The organism is Caballeronia sp. LP006 (assembly GCF_031450995.1).
In the GTDB taxonomy this organism is placed as follows: domain Bacteria; phylum Pseudomonadota; class Gammaproteobacteria; order Burkholderiales; family Burkholderiaceae; genus Caballeronia.
In genome coordinates, this window is sequence record NZ_JARTVW010000003.1 from 290,180 (window position 1) to 307,276 (window position 17,097).

A 17,097-nucleotide genomic window follows, 5' to 3' on the forward strand; every position below is an offset into this window, starting at 1 on the left:
AAACGGCAAGCGTGGGCGCTGCGGGCTTCATACGGAACGCCTTCCGGTGCGTACGCAACGGCGCCGGAAGACGATTGGCCCGCGCATCAATGCAGCGTCGGAAGATTGCCGCCGCAGCACTGCTTGTACTTTCGGCCGCTGCCGCACGGGCACGGGTCGTTGCGTCCGACTTTCGGCTCCAGCCGCTTTAATGGCATGGGAGAGAGACCGGCTGCCCGCGCCTTTCGCTGCGGCTCGAAGAATCGATAGATCGTGCTCAGGTTCTCGCACATCTGGCCGATCAGTCCATCGCGCGTTTCGTTTTCGATGGAAAGCGACTGCAAGGTGCGGTTGTCGTCGTGTTCGTGATGCAGGGCCAGCACGGGAGCCAGCAAACGCGCGCGCGTGTCGTCCCTGAGCAGGCTGCTCCAGCTTTCGGCACGCATGCCGACGCCACGGATGAAGCCATGCGCCCAGTCGTTCGCGTTCGCCACGCCGCTCTCGTCTTCTTCGAGCACAGGCTCGTAATGATGCGAACTATCGAGCGTGCGCGCCAGTTCGCCCACGACGACATTCCAGTGGCGTATCAGCAATCCGGTGATCTCGGTTGCCTGCCGTTCGCTATCGAACTCGAAATCGGTGTTCCAGATTTCAGGAAACCATTCGCTAGACTTGATGAGGTCGGGGCAACATGCCAAGGCAGCGAAGAAGCCATCGACCATTTCGACGTTCATCGCGTTCGGACCAACGGATGCGAGGAAGTCGTCGAGCTGGTTGAGTTCGTCGTCGGAGAGATTGTCGGGGCGGATCGAGGGCACGTTTGAAGATTGGACGTTTAGAGTTTTCGGGCAGGAGTCACTTCATCGATTGTACGGCCTGCTTGTTTTCCTCCGATCGAAGGCCAAGGAAAAGGCCCGGTCTCGAAAGACCGGGCCTCACCGTGCATCGACTCACACAGCCGCTTCCAGCAAGTCCTCGATCATCACCGGCAGCTTTCTCACCCGCACGCCGGTTGCGTGATAGACCGCGCCCGTGATCGCCGCCGCGATCCCGGCAAGCCCGATCTCCGCGATCCCGCGTGCGCCGAGTTCGTTGAAGATGGTGTCCGGATGATCGAGGAAGGTGACGTCGAGCTTCGGCGTATCCGCGTTGGTGGCGACGACGTAATCCGCGAAATTGCTGTTGATCGGCGCGCCGCTGCGCTCGTCGTAGATCGTATGCTCGAAGAGCGCCATGCCGACGCCCATCACCACCGCGCCTTCCACCTGATTGCGTCCCGCGCGCGGATTGAGAATCTTGCCGCCGTCGATCACCGTCACCACGCGGCTCACGCGCAAGCGCGCCGTCGCCGCGTCCCAGGTCACTTCGGCGAAATGCGCGCCGTACGAGTGAATCGACCACTTCTTCTTGAGTGGGTCGTCGAAGCCGCCTTTTGCGCTGCCGCTCCCCGATGCCGCATGCATGTTCGACAACTCGAGAATCCGCGTATAAGGCACGCCGCTTTCCGCCGATTCGTTCTTGCGATGCACGCGTGCGCCACTCAACGCGAGATCGTCCGGCTTCGCGCCCGCGAACGGCGATCCTTCCGCCTGCGATGCACGTGTGAGCACGATCTTCACCGCCGCGCGCACGGCATCCGACACCGCCGGAATCACGGATGCCGTCGCCGCCGAGCCGCCGGAAATGGGACCGATGGGCAAGGCCGTATCGCCGAGACCGACTTCGATCTTGCGTAGCGCAATGCCCGTGTGCTCGGCCACCAGCTGCGCGAGGATCGTGTACGTGCCGGTGCCGATATCCTGCGTGCCGCACGCAACCCGCGCCGTGCCGTCCGCGCGCAGATCGACCGCCGCTTCCGCCGAGAAGCGCAAGCCAGGCCAACTGCATGCGCCGACGCCCCAACCGAGCGTCAAGCCATCGCGCTTCATGGACCCGACCTCGGGCGTGCGCTTCGCCCAGCCGAATTTCTCCGCGCCAGTCTTGAGACATTCGACGAGATGCCGTGACGAGAACGGCAAGCCGCTGCTTTCATCGACGGTGGGTTCGTTACGCAGCCGCAATTCCACCGGATCGATCTTCAAGGCGACCGCGAGTTCATCCATCGCCGATTCGAGTGCGTAGAGACCGGGCACCGCGCCTGGACCGCGCATCGACGTGGGCGAACCGACGTTGCGCTTCGCGACGCCGCCCGTTACGCGCAGATTGGCCGTGCTGTACATCTGCGGCGTGGCTTCGCCGCAGTCTTCGGCGTATTCGTCGGCGAGCGCGGCGTGGTTCAGAAAATCATGCCGCAGCGACACGAGCTTGCCGTCTTGCGTGGCCGCGAGCCGCACGCGCTGTTGCGTCGTCGGCCGATGTCCCACGTTCTGAAACATCATCTTGCGGCTCAGCACGAGCTTGACCGGATGCCCGGTCTGCTTCGTCGCGACCGCCGCGAGCAAGGAATGCGGCCACATCCATAACTTGCCGCCGAAACCCGAGCCGAGGTAGCGCGAGATCACGCGCACTTTCTCTTTCGGCACGCCGAGCATCTGCACGAGCGTGCCGCGATGGTTCGACACCGCCTGGCTCGTCTCGTAGAACGTGTAGCTGTCGCCGTTCCAGTGCGCGATGGTCGAATGCAGTTCAATCGGATTGTGCGTTTCGACGGGCGTCACGTAGGTCTCGTCGATTTTCACGGGCGCTTCGTCGAAAGCACTCGCGGCATCGCCGCGCTCGCTCGCGACCTTCGGCTCTTCGGCGGCGGTCAGGGCCGAGCTGACGTCGTGCGGCGTGACGTCGTAGCTCACCTTGATCGCGGCCGCCGCCGCGCTCGCCGTTTCGAAGGTTTCGGCAATCACGCACGCGACATACTGGCCGTAATAGCGGATCACGTCGTCTTCGAAGGGCGGACGTTGTTCATCGGTATAACCGTCTTCGAACGAATTGCCGGGAATGCGATACAACTTGCCGATATTGCCGCGATGCAGAATCAGCTTCACGCCGGGCATGGCCTGCGCGGCCGCGAATTCGAGCGATGTGATCCTGCCGCTCGCGATGGTGCTGCCAACCGGCACGGCAACCAGCATGCCGGGCAGATCGACGTCTGAGGTGTAAGTCGCGCGGCCGCAAACCTTCAGCGGTCCGTCTATACGCGACTGGGGTCGTCCAATGAAGGACGACGTGGTGTCAGGTGCGGTGGACATGGGCGGGTTCCTCGGTCGGTGTCAGGATGCCTGGGTGGCAAGTCTCAACGCCTGCACGATGCAGCGCTTCGCCAGTTCCACCTTGAAGCCGTTTTCGCTTTGCGGTTTCGCATCGGCGAGGGCGGCATCGGCGGCGCGGCGAAAACTCGCTTCGTCGGGCGTGGCGTCTTGCAAAACCTGTTCGGCTTCGCGCGAGCGCCACGGTTTCGTCGCCACGCCGCCGAGTCCCACGCGCACATGCGCGATACGCCCGTCCTTCACACCGACGACAATCGCCGCCGACGCCAGCGCGAATTCATACGACGCCCGGTCGCGCAACTTCAGGTACACCGAACGCGCGCCTGCCACCGGCGCGGGCAGGCTGACGTGCGTGACGAGATCGCCGGCTTCGAGCACGTTCTCGCGCTCGGGCGTGTCGCCGGGCAGGACGTAGAACGCGTCGATGGGAATCGCGCGCTGGCCCTTCGCGCCTTCGACGTGGATGGTCGCTTCGAGCGCGGCGAGCGCCACGTTCATGTCCGACGGATTGCTCGCAATGCACGTGTCGCTCGTGCCGAGAATCGCCTGCGTGCGATTGAAGCCATGAATCGCGGAACAGCCGCTGCCCGGCTCGCGCTTGTTGCAGGGCGAAGCCGTATCGCGGAAATAGACGCAGCGCGTGCGTTGCAGCAGATTGCCGGCCGTCGTCGCCATGTTGCGCAACTGGACGGACGCGCCCGCGAGCACCGCCTGCGACAACACCGGATAGCGCTCCTTGATGAGCGGATGGTGCGCGAGGTCCGAATTACGCGCGGTCGCGCCGATGCGCATGCCGCCGTCATCGGTGGCATCGATATGATCGAGCGGCAGACGGCTGATATCGATGATCCGTAAGGGCTTTTCGACATTGAGCTTCATCAGGTCGAGCAGCGTCGTGCCGCCCGCGAGAAAGCGCACTTCGGCGCCTTGCTGCGCGGTATGCGCCGACGCGCCCGCCGCAATCGCGTCGCGCAAGTCGCGCGCGCGGGAAAGCGTGAACATTTCCATGGCGCTCTCCTTAAGCCTTGTTGCCGCGCACGGACTGGATCGCCATGACGATGTTCTGATACGCGCCGCAGCGGCACAGGTTGCCGCTCATCGCTTCGCGCACGTCGTCGTCGCTCGTGCCGACGGGTTCGTCGAGCAGCGCCACCGCCGACATGAGTTGACCGGCCGTACAGTAGCCGCACTGATAGCCGTCGCATTCGACGAACGCGGCCTGCAACGGATGCATGTCCTCGACTTCGCCGATGCCTTCGATGGTCGTCACGGCGTCGCCGTCGTGCGCGGCGGCAAGACACAAGCACGCGTTCACGCGGCGGCCGTTCACATGCACCGTGCATGCGCCGCACTGACCGTGATCGCAGCCCTTCTTCGTGCCGGTGAGATGCAGATGTTCGCGCAACGCATCGAGCAGCGTCGTGCGCGGATCGAGCGAAAGCGCGTGGCTCTGGCCGTTGACGGTGAGATTGAAGCTGACGCTAGCGTCGCCGGTTCTTGCTGGCGGCGGCGCGAGCACGTCGGCGGTGGCTTGCGCGGCCTGCATTTGCATTTGCGGCTGCGAGGCGACGTCGGCGCCAGGGACGCGCGTCGCGGCGCGCTTGGCCCTGTCTCGTTCGTTCGTGGATTGGGGGACTGGATGTTGCATCGAGCGTTCTCCTGGGTATGACAGCAGTGCCTGGAAGTGCAACGGGATGCGGCGAGAGTGTGTCGATGCGCGCTCGTGAAAGCGGCGCAAGATGGCGACGCGGCGAGGGTCTGCGCGATGCGGCAGGACGTTCGAACAGCACGTACGCGAGCGGCGAAGCAGGAACGATGACGCCAGGACGACACTCAGCCAGTATAGGCAGCGGTCCGGTCATTACAGAAGGAGTACGTGAAGGCCGGCCGCGCTTGAGTTTCGAAAGCGTTGGCCGCACGAAGCGTGCCCGAAGGCACACGCGTGCTATTCGGTTGAACGATTCTGCGAGAGGCCCGGCGCTGGCTGGCGTCGGCGACAGCGAAACGCGATGAACTGGCTCGAATCGAATTGCCCGATTCGATGCGCGCCGGCTTCAATGAGGCATGAAGATACGCGCGATCACGGAGAGGCCGAATGCGCCGGCCGTGCAAAACACAACCAGCAGTACGACGATCACGAGCAGGCGCACGAACAATTGCATTGCGTCGGTCCAAAAAAATTGGCCGCTTACGCGGCCAGAAGGAGGGGTGGATCGGTCAGATTAGAGCTTAGGGGCGCATTCTTAAGCCTGACTTAAGCGGCTTTACTAGCCTCGCGCGGCCTTGAGCGGCTTGAGGCGCGCGCCGGTCTGGCTGCGATCCGCATGCGTGGACGTCTCCGGCAAGTGCGTCCGCGTGGCGTGCCATGAAGATACCCGAAATGAGCGGCCGTTGGTCGGGTTCGTGGCCGCGCTTGGCACTAAGCACCGGCACTTAGCGCAGCGCGTCGCTGTAGCGGTCGCGCAGCGGCAGGATGGTCGCCAGCGCGACCGCGCTGCCGAACATCACGTAATAGCAGATGGAGAGCGCGTCGCCGGTGGTCATCGTCAGCCATTGCACGATGGCGGGTGCAAAGCCGCCGAAGATCATTACCGCGACGTTGTAGCTCACCGAAATGCCCGTCGAACGCACGCTCGATGGCAGCAACTCCGAGATGAACGCCGGATAGCAGCCCTGGTAGATGCCGAGATACATCATGAGCACCGCCTGGCAGGCGATCAGCATCGGCAGGCTCGGATGCGCGGTCAGCACAGCGAAGATCGGATACGCCGTGACGAGCGACAGCACGAGCGCGCCCGTCATCAGCTTCTTGCGGCCCACGCGGTCGGACAGCTTGCCGGAAATTGGGCAGCAGACGAGATACACCAGCGCGCCGATGCTCGAACTGATGAGACCGTCGGTGAGCGCGAGATGCAGTACGCGCGTTGCATGCGTCGGCAGATACAGCAGAAAGATGTATGTGCCGATGGTGCCGAAAACCGTCAGCCCGAAGCCCGCGAGCACGGGCATCCAGTGCTTGGTGGCGGTATCGCGGATAGGCCGCGCCGAGAGCTCGTTCTTTTGCGCTTTTTCGACGAACACCGGCGATTCATCGAGCTTCGAGCGTAAATAGAGCCCCACGGGCACGATCATCAGTCCGAGCACGAACGGCACGCGCCAACCCCAGCTAGTGAGATGTTCCGGCGAAAGCGTGCGTGTAAGCACCGCGCCAAAGAGCGAACCGCACAGACTCGCAGCCGCTTGCGCGACCATCTGGAAACTGCCGAAATAACCGCGCCGGTTCGAGGGCGCGTATTCGACGAGAAACGCCGTCGCGCAGCCGACTTCGCCGCCGGCGGAAAAGCCTTGTATCAGGCGGCCGAGCAGCATGAGCAGGGGCGCGGCCACGCCGATTGCCGCATAAGTCGGCGCGAAGGCGATGATCGCGATACCGACCGCCATCAACGAAATGGTCAGCGTGAGCGCGGACTTGCGCCCGACGCGATCGGCGACGGCGCCAAGCACGATGCCGCCGAGCGGCCGCGTAAGAAAACCCACGCCGAACGTCGCCCAAGTGGCAAGCAGCGAGATGGTCGGATTGGTTGCCGGAAAATACAACTTCGCGATGATGACGGCGAAAAAGCCGTAGACCATGAAGTCGAACCATTCGAGCGCATTGCCGATGGTCGAGACGACGATGGCGCGTCGGCCCGACATATTGGACGTGGCGCTTTGTTCGGCCGCATGTGAAGCGGGAAAGGCGGTACTCATCGAGTGTGCTCCGATGGTGGGTCTTCGGGTGCGCACGGGAGAACGCCTGCGCGCCTCTGCAACAACAGAACATTACGCCTTGACGGACTAAGAAAATAAATAATTTACGACGGGTTTTCGTAAGCTTTGAGAAAGGAAGGGGGCGCGTCGAATTCATTTTGCGTGATGTGTTTGCGGTCCGGCAGCCATCGACCATCTCTTTTCATACGCACTTCTACCAAATGTTTCAAACCTGCTTAAAGATGAGGCGTTTCCGGCTTGCTTAGCAACCCTCAGGACTTTAAATTCAAAGCATGCGATTACGTCGCGCGATCAATTGAAGCGCGTGCGCCTTTTGTCGGAAACGACGATACGGTTTTGTTCGGGTCATGGTGGCCTGGATTTTTGTCTGGAGCAAAGCATGCAACAACGCAGTTCTTGTTTCGTTCGACTCGTTTCCACATCCATCGCGATGAGCGCGCTTCTTCTTGGCGCGCCTTTCGCTCATGCCAACGACAAGGCTCAGTCAGGCGCGGCTACGGCAGTGAACGCAAGCCCGGCTATTGCCGATGCGGCTGTCGTCGAGGCAACGGCCAAGATCACACATGTTTTCGCCGATACCAACAGCGTGGAGATTCAGGGCGCGCGAGGTGACAAAGAGGTCATCGCTGTCGATCCGTCGATTGCGGATGTGAAGAAGCTGAAGGTAGGCGATGAGCTGCACATCCAGTACCACGGCGCGGTGTTGATGTCCGCGGACAAGGTCGACCCGAAAGGCGTGCGTTCGCGGGTGAGCGCGAGCCAGACATCGCCGGCATCGGAGGGCGTGGTGGTATCGACGTCGGGCGTGCAGGTGGTGGCCGTGGTGCAGAAGATCGATCCGCAGACGCGTGAAGTCACGCTTGCGGGTCCGAAGCGGGTGGTGACCATGAAGGTATCGCCGGATGTCTCGCTCGACAAGCTCAAGGTTGGCGACAGCGTGCTTGCCACGTACATGGCCGCAACCGCGGTGGACGTGACGCGCAACGGAGAGATTGTGAAGTAACCAGCGTCGTCGCAGATCCAGGGTGACTTGAGTTTCAGTCACCCTCCTTTTGTTTGCGTGCGGGTTTGAAATTTAGAAACTCAGTATCTCTTATTATCGTGACGAAACCGCGCGATACAATATCTTCCATGAAACACGCACCACGGCCCGCTCGATGAATGCAAGCTTCAAACTTTTTCTCTTCGTTGTTTCGCTGATATCGTTCGCCGGGGCGTGCCAGGCGCAGCAGGCACAACAAGCACCGCAGACCGCTCAAGCGCCGCACGCGCTTACCCGCGAGCAGCAGGCGCAACTCGACAAGCAAGATCAGGATATCGCGCAAGTGGCGTCGACTATCGTGAAGATGGTCGATGAAAACAAGGCGGGCGATATCTGGGATCTTTCCTCGCCGCTGGCCCGGAAAGTCATTACGCGCGACGACTTCGTGAAGAAGGTCACGAATGATCGCGCCGCGCTCGGTGCGGCCGGCATGCGTATGCCGATGGGTGTCAGGCACCTTCGTTTCGATGGCACGGGCAACATGCCTGCGGGCTCGTACATCACCGTCACGTTCGATACGCAATTCAGTCAGGCGCAGAAGTCGTCACGCGAGATCGTCACTTTCATTCTCGATCCGGACAACAGTTGGCGCTTCGCGGGGTATTCGGTACGTTGACCGGGCGGCTGGCTCACATATTCGTGTAGGAGGCGCACCAGCCTTTGCCTGCCACGAGTTTGTCGCCGAAGAGTGTGCAGCCGCCCCATGCATCGGTGGATTTGCCTTGAAAGAGCGAGCAGTTGCCGCACGACTGCTCGGCTGCGAAGTTGGGGTACTTCGTCCTATCCACTTTCGCGGCGTCTTCCCTGTAGCCGACTGCCGCGGCCGCGGGATCGGTCTCGTTTAGATGCGCGGCTGCGGCATCGGCGCGAATGAGCCAGAGAGAGGCGCTTGCTCCGGCGCTCACCACGACGAATTTTCGGCGGGTCAGTTTCATTTTGTTTGAGATGGACGCGGCACACGTAAGAATTTTCAGCACGATACGCCCAATGCGTTGCAGACAGCTTTCAACGCGACTGCAATTCGAACGACCGGTCGGATCACGGGCTCATTTTCTTTGCATTTTCTCTTAACGCGAGCGCAACGACAGGTATTCACTCGACGCTAAACCTTTGCGCGTTCGTGCCGTAAATCAGGCCAGAAGGGTTCGCAAACGTATCAATGCGCGGTTGCAAACGCCGCGATCTTTTTGCAAGGAGAACGACTGTGAGTGAAGCTGAATGGATGATGGCCGGTTTTTACGTTGCCGCACTCGTTTGCGGAAGCTTGTTCATGAGCACGCTGGCGCGGCGCGGTTTGAAACGGCTTGAGGCGCGGGGGCATTGAGGGAACGAAGCCACGACAAAAGGCGACGCGCCCGACGTAACCAAGCGTCCGGCGCCGCCTCAATCAATCCAATCAATGAAACAACTTCCCCGCCTGCGTCAACGTGTTCGTCACCCCCCACGCGAGCGGAATCAGCACATACAGCCAGAACACGAGCATCAAGCCTTTGTTCGCGGGCGCACCTGCTTGTCGATCATCCATCGTCTCTCTCCTCTTAGCCAGCAGTTCTCATGTGATGGCTTTCATCCACCCGCTTCACGAGCAGGTTGCAGATAAAGCCGATCACGAGCAGCACTGCCATGATGTGCAGCGTCATCGTGTAGGCATCTGCTTTCGCGACACCATGCGCCACTTCGTACGCGCGGATGTAGTTGACAAGCACCGGTCCCGCAATGCCCGCCGCCGCCCACGCGGTCAAGAGCCGTCCGTGAATGCCGCCGACAAAGGCCGTGCCGAACATGTCCGCCAGATACGCCGGAATGGTCGCGAATCCGCCGCCGTACATCGACAGGATCACGCCGTAAGCCGCGACGAAAAGCGCGATGTTCCCTGACTGCGCGAACTGCGGCACGAGAAAGTACAGCACGGCGCCGAGCGCGAAGAACACGAAGTACGTGTTCTTGCGCCCGAGCCAGTCCGACGCCGACGCCCACACGAAACGCCCGCCCATGTTGAAGAGCGACAGCAAGCCGACGAAGCCCGCCGCAGCTCCCGCCGTGATCGATGTCTTGAAGCTTTCCTGAATCATCACCGAAGCCTGCCCGAGCACGCCGATGCCCGCCATCACGTTCAGGAACAGCACGAGCCACAGCAGATAAAACTGCGGCGTCTTGAGCGCTTGATCGATATGCACGTGGCTCTTCGTGATCATCTTGTTAGACGTCGCGGGCGGGGTCCAGCCTGCCGGTTTCCAGTCGGCGGGCGGGACGCGAATCGCGAGCGCGCCAATGGTCATCGAGATGAAATACAGCACGCCGAGCACGACGAAGGTCTCGGTCACGCCGACGCTCGTCGCGCTCTTGAAGTGGTTCATCAAGGCGACCGAGCCGGGGGCCGCGATCATCGCGCCGCCGCCGAAGCCCATGATCGCCATGCCCGTTGCCATGCCGCGCCGGTCCGGAAACCAGCGGATCAACGTCGATACCGGCGATACATAACCCAACCCCAGCCCGATTCCGCCGATCACGCCATAGCCGAGATACAGCAGCCAGATCTGATGCAGCGACACGCCGAGCGCCGACACGAGAAAGCCGCCGCCGAAGCAGCAAGCGGCTGTGAACATGGTGCGGCGCGGGCCGACCTTTTCGAGCCACTTGCCCGCGAATGCCGCCGACAGTCCCAGGAACACGATGGCCAGTGAAAAGATCCAGCCGAGTGTCGTGAGCGACCAGTCATCGGGCGCGGTCTGCGTAATGCCGATCACACGCGTGAGCGGCGCGTTGAACACCGAGAACGCGTAAGCCTGGCCAATACACAAGTGGACCGCGAGCGCGGCGGGCGGCACCATCCAGCGTGAGAAGCCGGGCCGCGCGATGGTCGCTTCCTTCGAAAAAAAACCATGTGGGCCGTGCGGCGCAGGCCCTGGATTGATCGTACTGTTCATTGTGGTCTCCTTTGCGCGTATCGATAAGCCATGTACGCGCTTCTGCTTTTACTTGAATTCACCCCACGCAAAATGTGCTCCAAGCCTTATGGAAACATTCAGTAAGGATGGACGTGACGTTAGACAAGAGCGATGCGCTTGGCAATATGAATCCCCGTGCCATAAGCGTTTGTCCTGACTCGGGCTGTGCCGCATCGCTACAGGGCACAACAAGTGTTCCGAAAATGGACAACGCGCCACGCGACCCGCCACGCGCTTCATCAAGCGCCATAAGCGTCGTTAGGCGTATACCCCGAATGGCACGGAACTCGCAGATGTAAGCCGCCGGCGACAGCTATCGACATTGCGCCGGCCAACCATGTCGACATGCGAGGAGCACACAGATGAACCATGCGGAGATGCAGTTCCTGAGTACCGATTACCCGTACAAGAAGCAGTATGGAAACTTCATCGGCGGCAAGTGGACGCCGCCCGCGGGGGGAGAGTATTTCGACAATATTTCGCCGATCACGGGTGAGGCCTTCACCTCGATTCCCCGATCGCGCGAAGCCGATATCGAAGCAGCTCTCGACGCTGCCCATGCCGCCAAGACCGCATGGGGCAAGACTTCGGCGACCGAGCGCGCGAACCTGCTCCTGAAGATCGCGGATCGCATGGAAGCGAATCTACAGCGTATCGCGGTGGCGGAAAGCATCGATAACGGCAAGCCGTTGCGTGAGACCATGGCGGCCGACATCCCGCTCGCCATCGATCACTTCCGCTATTTCGCGAGCGCCGTGCGCGCGCAGGAAGGCTCGATCTCGCAGATCGACGACGACACAGTCGCCTATCACTTCCACGAGCCGCTAGGCGTGGTCGGGCAGATCATTCCGTGGAACTTCCCCATTCTGATGGCGGTGTGGAAGCTCGCTCCCGCGCTCGCAGCGGGCAATTGCGTCGTGCTCAAGCCCGCCGAGCAGACGCCGGCATCTATCCTCGTTCTGCTCGAACTGATCGAAGACCTGCTGCCGCCGGGCATCGTCAACGTGGTGAACGGCTTCGGGCTGGAAGCGGGCAAGCCGCTCGCATCGAACAAGCGCATCTCGAAGATTGCGTTCACGGGCGAGACGACCACGGGCCGGCTCATCATGCAATACGCGAGTCAGAATCTGATTCCGGTGACGCTGGAACTGGGCGGCAAGAGCCCGAACATTTTCTTCGCCGATGTCCTCAACGCCGACGACAGTTTCTTTGACAAGGCGCTCGAAGGCTTCGCCATGTTCGCGCTAAATCAGGGCGAAGTGTGTACGTGCCCGTCGCGCGTGTTGATCGAGGAATCGATCTACGACCGCTTCATCGAACGTGCCCTCAAGCGCGTGGAAGCCATCACGCAAGGCCATCCGCTCGACAGCAAGACGATGATCGGCGCGCAGGCATCGCAGGAACAGCTCGAAAAGATTCTGTCGTATATCAATCTGGGCAAGCAGGAAGGCGCCGAATGCCTGACTGGCGGCGAGCGTAACGCGCTGGGCGGCGAGCTCGAAAAAGGCTACTACATCAAGCCGACCGTGTTCCGTGGTCACAACAAGATGCGCATCTTCCAGGAGGAAATCTTCGGGCCGGTGGTCTCGGTGACGACTTTCAAGAACGAAGAGGAAGCGCTCGAAATCGCCAACGACACGCTGTACGGTCTCGGCGCGGGCGTGTGGACGCGCGATGGCACGCGTGCGTATCGCTTTGGCCGTGGCATTCAGGCGGGACGCGTGTGGACCAACTGCTATCACGCGTATCCGGCGCACGCGGCGTTCGGCGGCTACAAGCAATCGGGTATCGGACGCGAGAATCACAAGATGATGCTCGATCACTATCAGCAGACGAAGAACCTGCTCGTCAGCTATAGCGACAAGCCGCTCGGCTTCTTCTGATCCATCGGCTGTAAAACGGAGCCGCCGCTCACGCGGCGGTTCCGCTTCGAACAAATAACGGGGACATCATGAGCGAACAGGTAATAGAGCGCGTGATCGCGACGCCCGCGGCCATCGAACTGATCGGCAAGCTCAAGGCGGAACACGGCGAGATTCTGTTTCATCAGTCCGGCGGATGCTGCGACGGCAGCGCACCGATGTGCTTTCCCACCAACGAGTTCATGGTCGGCGGCTCGGACGTAAAGCTCGGCGAGATTGGCGGCGTGCCGTTCTACATGAGCGAATCGCAGTTCGAGTACTGGCAGCACACCCAGTTGATCATCGATTGCGTGCCGGGCAACGGCGGCATGTTTTCGCTGGAACGGCCTTCGGGTCTGCGCTTTCTCACGCGCTCCCGGCTTTACGACGATGCGGAAAACGCGTGGCTCGAACAGCATCCCGTGGAGCACGCGGGCTGAGCATTACTCGTTGCTCCAACGCGCCGGACGTTTTTCGATAAACGCCTGCGTGCCTTCGAGCGCGTCGCCGTCCATCATGTTGCAGGCCATCGTCTCGGATGCAAGCGCGTACGCGTCTTCGATACCCGTCTCGATCTGCCGGTAAAACAGCCGCTTGCCCGCCGCAACCGCCGCGCGTGGCTTCGTCGCGATGCTCTTTACAAGCGCGCCTACCGCTTCGTCGAGCACATCCGGTGAGGCAACCCGATTCACGAGCCCGCGTTCCAGAGCCGTGTGCGCGTCGATGAAATCGCCCGTCACGAGCATTTCGAACGCTTCCTTGCGCGACACGTTGCGCGACAACGCCACGCTCGGCGTCGCGCAGAATAGCCCGAGATTCACGCCCGATACCGCGAAGCGCGCCTCGCCCGATGCCACCGCGAGATCGCACATTGCAACGAGCTGACAACCCGCCGCCGTTGCAATGCCGTGCACGCGCGCGATTACCGGCTGCGGCATTTGCTGAATGGTCAGCATCATGCGCGAGCAGCGCTCGAAGAGCGCTCGGTAGTAATCGAGCGACGGCGCCGCGCGCATCTCCTTCAAGTCGTGCCCGGCGCAGAACGCACGGCCTGCGCCGCCCAGCACGACCACGCGCGCCTGCGATCGCGCGATGTCCTGCAACGCGCGTTCGAGTGCATCGAGCATGGCTTCGGAAAGCGCGTTGAACGCTTCGGGCCGGTTCAGCGTGAGCCTGACCGCGCCTTCGACGCCGTAGGCATCGGGTTCGGACGTCACGAGCGCTTCGTTCATCGCGTTGTCTCCATCAAACGTCGATTGCCGCAACCGAGCCCGCGCGCTTGCGCAACTCGAACTTCTGTATCTTGCCGGTCGATGTCTTCGGCAACTCGCAGAATTCGATGGCGCGCGGCACCTTGAAGGCCGCCAGATGCGTCCTGCAATGCGCGATCAGTTCTTCCGCGCCGACCTCGGCGCCCGCCTTCAATTCGACGAACGCGCAAGGCGTTTCACCCCAGCGCGCATCGGGCTTCGCAACGACGGCGACCGCCAGCACCGCCGGATGCCGGTACAACACGTCTTCCACTTCGATGCTCGATATGTTCTCGCCGCCGGAGATGATGATGTCCTTGCTGCGGTCCTTGATACGCACGTAGCCATCCGGATAAGCGACCGCCAGATCGCCCGTATGGAACCAGCCGCCGCGAAACGCTTCCTCGGTGGCGGGCACGTTCTTCAGATAACCCTTCATCGCGATGTTGCCGCGAAACATGATCTCGCCGATGGTCTCGCCATCCGCGGGAACGGGCTCCATGGTGAGGGAGTCGCGCACGCTCACCGCATCCTGCAAGTGGTAGCGCACGCCTTGCCGTGCATTGAGCCGCGCACGCTCGCCGATGTCGAGTTCGCTCCACTCAGCCTGCCGCGCGCAGACGGTCGCGGGACCGTAGACTTCGGTGAGCCCGTAGACATGCGTGAGTTCGAAGCCCAGGCGCTCCATGCCTTCGAGCATCGCGGCGGGCGGCGCGGCCCCCGCGACCATGGCGTGGACCCTGTGCGCGATGCCCGTCTTCAGTTCGTCGGGCGCATTCACGAGCAAGTTCTGCACGATCGGCGCGCCGCAATAATGCGTGACGCCTTCGCGGCGAATCAGATCGAAGACTGTCTTTGCATCGATACGGCGCAGACACACGTTCACGCCCGCGCGCGCCGCGACCGTCCACGGAAAACACCAGCCGTTGCAATGGAACATGGGCAGCGTCCACAAGTACACCGCGTGCTTCGGCATGTCCCATTCGAGGATATTGCTGAGCGCGTTGGTGTAGGCGCCGCGATGGTGATAGACCACACCCTTCGGATTGCCCGTCGTGCCCGAGGTGTAATTCAGGCAGATGGCGTTCCATTCGTCCGATGGCGGCGACCATTCGCAGGCGGGGTCGCCGCTTGCCAGCAGGCTTTCGTAATCGATCTCGCCGATGCTTTCTCCCGCGCCGGTGTACTGCGGATCGTTCACGTCGATGACGAGCACGGGTTGCGGCACGCTCTTCAGCGCCTCGCGCATCACGCCGGAAAACTCGCGATCGACGATCACTGCTTTTGCCTCGCCATGCGTGAGCATGAAGGCAAGCGTCGCTGCATCGAGCCGCGTGTTCAGCGTGTTGAGCACGGCGCCCGTCATTGGCACGCCAAAGTGCGCTTCGACCATTTCGGGCGTGTTCGGCAGCATGGCGGCGACCGTATCGCCCAAGCCGATGCCACGCGAACTCAGCGCCGATGCAAGCCGCCGCGTGCGCGCGTAAGTCTCGCTCCAGTTGCGGCGCACGTCGCCATGCACGACGGCCGGCCGCGTCGGATACACCGTCGCGGCGCGCTCGATGAACATCAGCGGCGTGAGCACCGCGTAGTTGGCGGCGGTCTTGGGAAGCCCTTCGTCGTAGTGGCCGGCTGTCATGGTCGTCTCCTCCGTGGCGGCGTGCTGTTTTATTCTGCTCGAGGCTCCCAATATTACATGTGCCTTAATTGTCGTCGAGCTTGATCTCGAAGCCGCGCTTCACGCCTTCGCGCGCGAATAGCGTGTCGTACCAGCGCTTGACGTTCGGATAGTCGTCGAGGGAAACCTGATGACGCTCGTGCCGCCACGCCCAGCCAAGAATGGCGAAATCCGCCACCGACAACGCGCCCGCGACGAATTCTACTTGCGCGAGCCGCCTGTCGAGCACGCCGTAGAGCCGGCGCGTTTCGTCCGAATAGCGTTTGAGGCCATAGCGCCGGTCGGCTTCCGCTTCCACGGCGCGAAAATGATGCACTTGTCCCGGCATGGGTCCAAAGCCGCCCATTTGCCACATGAGCCATTCGAGCACCGGCACGCGATCGCGCAGACTCGCGGGCAAGAACCGGCCCGTCTTCTCGCCGAGATAAAGCAGAATCGCGCCCGATTCGAACACGCTGATCGGCTGTCCGTCCGGGCCGTCGGGATCGATAATCGCCGGAATCCGGTTGTTCGGGCTGATGCGCAAAAAAGCCGGCGCGTGTTGCTCGCCCTTCGAGATGTTCACCGTTTTCACGGAGTAGGGCAGTTGCATTTCTTCCAGCGCGACGCTGATCTTGCGTCCGTTGGGCGTATTCCAGGTATGCAGTTCGATAGTCATGTCAATGCTTCAATGCCGGGTGGAAGTTTAGGTCAGCGGCGCCGAGACATGGCGCCGGAAGCCGTCGCGCGAAGCCTGTTGTCCATACCAGCGTTCGAGCTCCGGCAGCGTCGGACGCGCAAGTTCCGCGATTCCGAACCAGCGCCGCGCATACGCCGCGATGACGATATCCGCGAGTGTGAAGGTACTGCCTTCGAAATACTCGCGCCCTTCGAGATGCGCGTCGACCATGCGCCAGAGTTTCTCGACTTCGCGCGCGGCGGTATCGAGTTGGGCGGGGTCGCGCTCGGCTGCGGGCGTACGCACATAGCCCCAGAACACGGGCCGCTCGGCGGGTTGCAGCGTGGAAAGCGCCCAGTCCAGCCAGCGGTCCACGCTCGCTCGCACCTTCGGGTCCGCCGGATAGAGCGCCTGATTCTGCCCGTACTGCATCGCGAGATAGCGAATGATGGAATTCGATTCCCACAACACGAAGTCGTCGTCGACGAGCGTGGGGACGCGGCCGGTCGGATTCATCGCGAGATAGTCGGGTTCGTTGTTGCGCCCGAATTGCAGCCCCGCGTCGATGCGCTCGTAAGCGAGCCCGAGTTCGTCGCAGCACCAGAGCACTTTGTGTACATTGACCGAGTTGGCCCGGCCCCAGATTGTCAGCATGAGATGTCGTCCT

Annotated in this window: 16 protein-coding genes; 4 read left to right on the top strand and 12 right to left on the bottom strand. The window is 61.9% G+C overall.

Annotated features, from left to right (window positions below; genetic code table 11):
- Positions 1-86: 86 nt before the first annotated feature.
- The 5 genes from P9250_RS06050 to P9250_RS06070 all read right to left on the bottom strand — a co-directional run bounded on the left by P9250_RS06050 (position 87) and on the right by P9250_RS06070 (position 6,932).
- A complete protein-coding gene (locus P9250_RS06050; RefSeq protein WP_250469195.1) occupies positions 87-797 on the bottom strand; it encodes a UPF0149 family protein in 711 nt (236 codons plus the stop codon).
- 132 nt (positions 798-929) lie between these two features.
- Entirely contained in the window at positions 930-3,164 is a 2,235-nt protein-coding gene (locus P9250_RS06055) for a xanthine dehydrogenase family protein molybdopterin-binding subunit (RefSeq protein WP_250527576.1), read from the bottom strand.
- A 21-nt stretch (positions 3,165-3,185) separates the two neighbouring features.
- Positions 3,186-4,190, bottom strand: coding sequence for a xanthine dehydrogenase family protein subunit M (locus P9250_RS06060; protein WP_310391750.1), 1,005 nt, complete (start codon positions 4,188-4,190; stop codon positions 3,186-3,188).
- A gap of 10 nt (positions 4,191-4,200) precedes the next feature.
- A complete protein-coding gene (locus P9250_RS06065; RefSeq protein ID WP_409014814.1) occupies positions 4,201-4,830 on the bottom strand; it encodes a (2Fe-2S)-binding protein in 630 nt (209 codons plus the stop codon).
- Between the two features lie 785 nt (positions 4,831-5,615).
- Entirely contained in the window at positions 5,616-6,932 is a 1,317-nt protein-coding gene (locus P9250_RS06070; RefSeq protein ID WP_244830951.1) for an MFS transporter, read from the bottom strand.
- A 400-nt stretch (positions 6,933-7,332) separates the two neighbouring features.
- Here P9250_RS06070 and P9250_RS06075 point away from each other — a divergent pair, with 400 nt between their 5' ends.
- Together P9250_RS06075 and P9250_RS06080 are read left to right on the top strand one after the other, a co-directional pair.
- The gene (locus P9250_RS06075) at positions 7,333-7,956 is read left to right on the top strand and encodes a hypothetical protein (RefSeq protein WP_310391752.1); all 624 of its coding nucleotides are present in this window, start codon (positions 7,333-7,335) and stop codon (positions 7,954-7,956) included.
- A 154-nt stretch (positions 7,957-8,110) separates the two neighbouring features.
- Positions 8,111-8,611 (top strand): DUF4019 domain-containing protein, encoded by a 501-nt coding sequence (locus P9250_RS06080; RefSeq protein ID WP_250469199.1) that lies wholly within the window; start codon positions 8,111-8,113, stop codon positions 8,609-8,611.
- Between the two features lie 13 nt (positions 8,612-8,624).
- Here P9250_RS06080 and P9250_RS06085 read toward each other — a convergent pair whose 3' ends face one another.
- The 3 genes from P9250_RS06085 to P9250_RS06095 all read right to left on the bottom strand — a co-directional run bounded on the left by P9250_RS06085 (position 8,625) and on the right by P9250_RS06095 (position 10,922).
- Positions 8,625-8,930: a high-potential iron-sulfur protein gene (locus P9250_RS06085; protein ID WP_310391755.1), complete on the bottom strand. Its 306-nt coding sequence runs from the start codon at positions 8,928-8,930 to the stop codon at positions 8,625-8,627.
- Between the two features lie 461 nt (positions 8,931-9,391).
- A complete protein-coding gene (locus P9250_RS06090) occupies positions 9,392-9,520 on the bottom strand; it encodes an oxalate:formate antiporter (protein WP_244830947.1) in 129 nt (42 codons plus the stop codon).
- A 13-nt stretch (positions 9,521-9,533) separates the two neighbouring features.
- The gene (locus P9250_RS06095) at positions 9,534-10,922 is read right to left on the bottom strand and encodes an OFA family MFS transporter (protein WP_310391757.1); all 1,389 of its coding nucleotides are present in this window, start codon (positions 10,920-10,922) and stop codon (positions 9,534-9,536) included.
- A 383-nt stretch (positions 10,923-11,305) separates the two neighbouring features.
- Between P9250_RS06095 and adh the strand changes: the two genes are divergently transcribed.
- The gene (gene adh / locus P9250_RS06100; RefSeq protein WP_310391759.1) at positions 11,306-12,826 is read left to right on the top strand and encodes an aldehyde dehydrogenase; all 1,521 of its coding nucleotides are present in this window, start codon (positions 11,306-11,308) and stop codon (positions 12,824-12,826) included.
- 68 nt (positions 12,827-12,894) lie between these two features.
- Positions 12,895-13,284, top strand: a complete 390-nt coding sequence (locus P9250_RS06105) for a DUF779 domain-containing protein (RefSeq protein WP_244830944.1) — start codon at positions 12,895-12,897, stop codon at positions 13,282-13,284.
- 3 nt (positions 13,285-13,287) lie between these two features.
- Here P9250_RS06105 and P9250_RS06110 read toward each other — a convergent pair whose 3' ends face one another.
- From P9250_RS06110 to P9250_RS06125, 4 genes are all read right to left on the bottom strand, one after another.
- On the bottom strand, positions 13,288-14,076 hold the full coding sequence (locus P9250_RS06110; RefSeq protein ID WP_310391761.1) for an enoyl-CoA hydratase: 789 nt from the start codon (positions 14,074-14,076) through the stop codon (positions 13,288-13,290).
- 13 nt (positions 14,077-14,089) lie between these two features.
- Complete coding sequence (locus P9250_RS06115; protein WP_310391764.1) at positions 14,090-15,733, bottom strand: acyl-CoA synthetase; 1,644 nt, start codon at positions 15,731-15,733, stop codon at positions 14,090-14,092.
- A gap of 64 nt (positions 15,734-15,797) precedes the next feature.
- Positions 15,798-16,430, bottom strand: coding sequence for a glutathione S-transferase family protein (locus tag P9250_RS06120; protein WP_250469204.1), 633 nt, complete (start codon positions 16,428-16,430; stop codon positions 15,798-15,800).
- A 27-nt stretch (positions 16,431-16,457) separates the two neighbouring features.
- On the bottom strand, positions 16,458-17,084 hold the full coding sequence (locus P9250_RS06125) for a glutathione S-transferase family protein (protein WP_309846850.1): 627 nt from the start codon (positions 17,082-17,084) through the stop codon (positions 16,458-16,460).
- Between the last annotated feature and the right edge of the window lie 13 nt (positions 17,085-17,097).

Coding starts and splice junctions, on each gene's coding strand:
- P9250_RS06055 (WP_250527576.1), bottom strand. CDS start 3,164: ATGTCCACCGCACCTGACACCACGTCGTCCTTCATTGGACGACCCCAG.
- P9250_RS06060 (WP_310391750.1), bottom strand. CDS start 4,190: ATGGAAATGTTCACGCTTTCCCGCGCGCGCGACTTGCGCGACGCGATT.
- P9250_RS06065 (WP_409014814.1), bottom strand. CDS start 4,830: ATGCAACATCCAGTCCCCCAATCCACGAACGAACGAGACAGGGCCAAG.
- P9250_RS06070 (WP_244830951.1), bottom strand. CDS start 6,932: ATGAGTACCGCCTTTCCCGCTTCACATGCGGCCGAACAAAGCGCCACG.
- P9250_RS06075 (WP_310391752.1), top strand. CDS start 7,333: ATGCAACAACGCAGTTCTTGTTTCGTTCGACTCGTTTCCACATCCATC.
- P9250_RS06080 (WP_250469199.1), top strand. CDS start 8,111: ATGAATGCAAGCTTCAAACTTTTTCTCTTCGTTGTTTCGCTGATATCG.
- P9250_RS06085 (WP_310391755.1), bottom strand. CDS start 8,930: ATGAAACTGACCCGCCGAAAATTCGTCGTGGTGAGCGCCGGAGCAAGC.
- P9250_RS06090 (WP_244830947.1), bottom strand. CDS start 9,520: ATGGATGATCGACAAGCAGGTGCGCCCGCGAACAAAGGCTTGATGCTC.
- P9250_RS06095 (WP_310391757.1), bottom strand. CDS start 10,922: ATGAACAGTACGATCAATCCAGGGCCTGCGCCGCACGGCCCACATGGT.
- adh (WP_310391759.1), top strand. CDS start 11,306: ATGAACCATGCGGAGATGCAGTTCCTGAGTACCGATTACCCGTACAAG.
- P9250_RS06105 (WP_244830944.1), top strand. CDS start 12,895: ATGAGCGAACAGGTAATAGAGCGCGTGATCGCGACGCCCGCGGCCATC.
- P9250_RS06110 (WP_310391761.1), bottom strand. CDS start 14,076: ATGAACGAAGCGCTCGTGACGTCCGAACCCGATGCCTACGGCGTCGAA.
- P9250_RS06115 (WP_310391764.1), bottom strand. CDS start 15,733: ATGACAGCCGGCCACTACGACGAAGGGCTTCCCAAGACCGCCGCCAAC.
- P9250_RS06120 (WP_250469204.1), bottom strand. CDS start 16,430: ATGACTATCGAACTGCATACCTGGAATACGCCCAACGGACGCAAGATC.
- P9250_RS06125 (WP_309846850.1), bottom strand. CDS start 17,084: ATGCTGACAATCTGGGGCCGGGCCAACTCGGTCAATGTACACAAAGTG.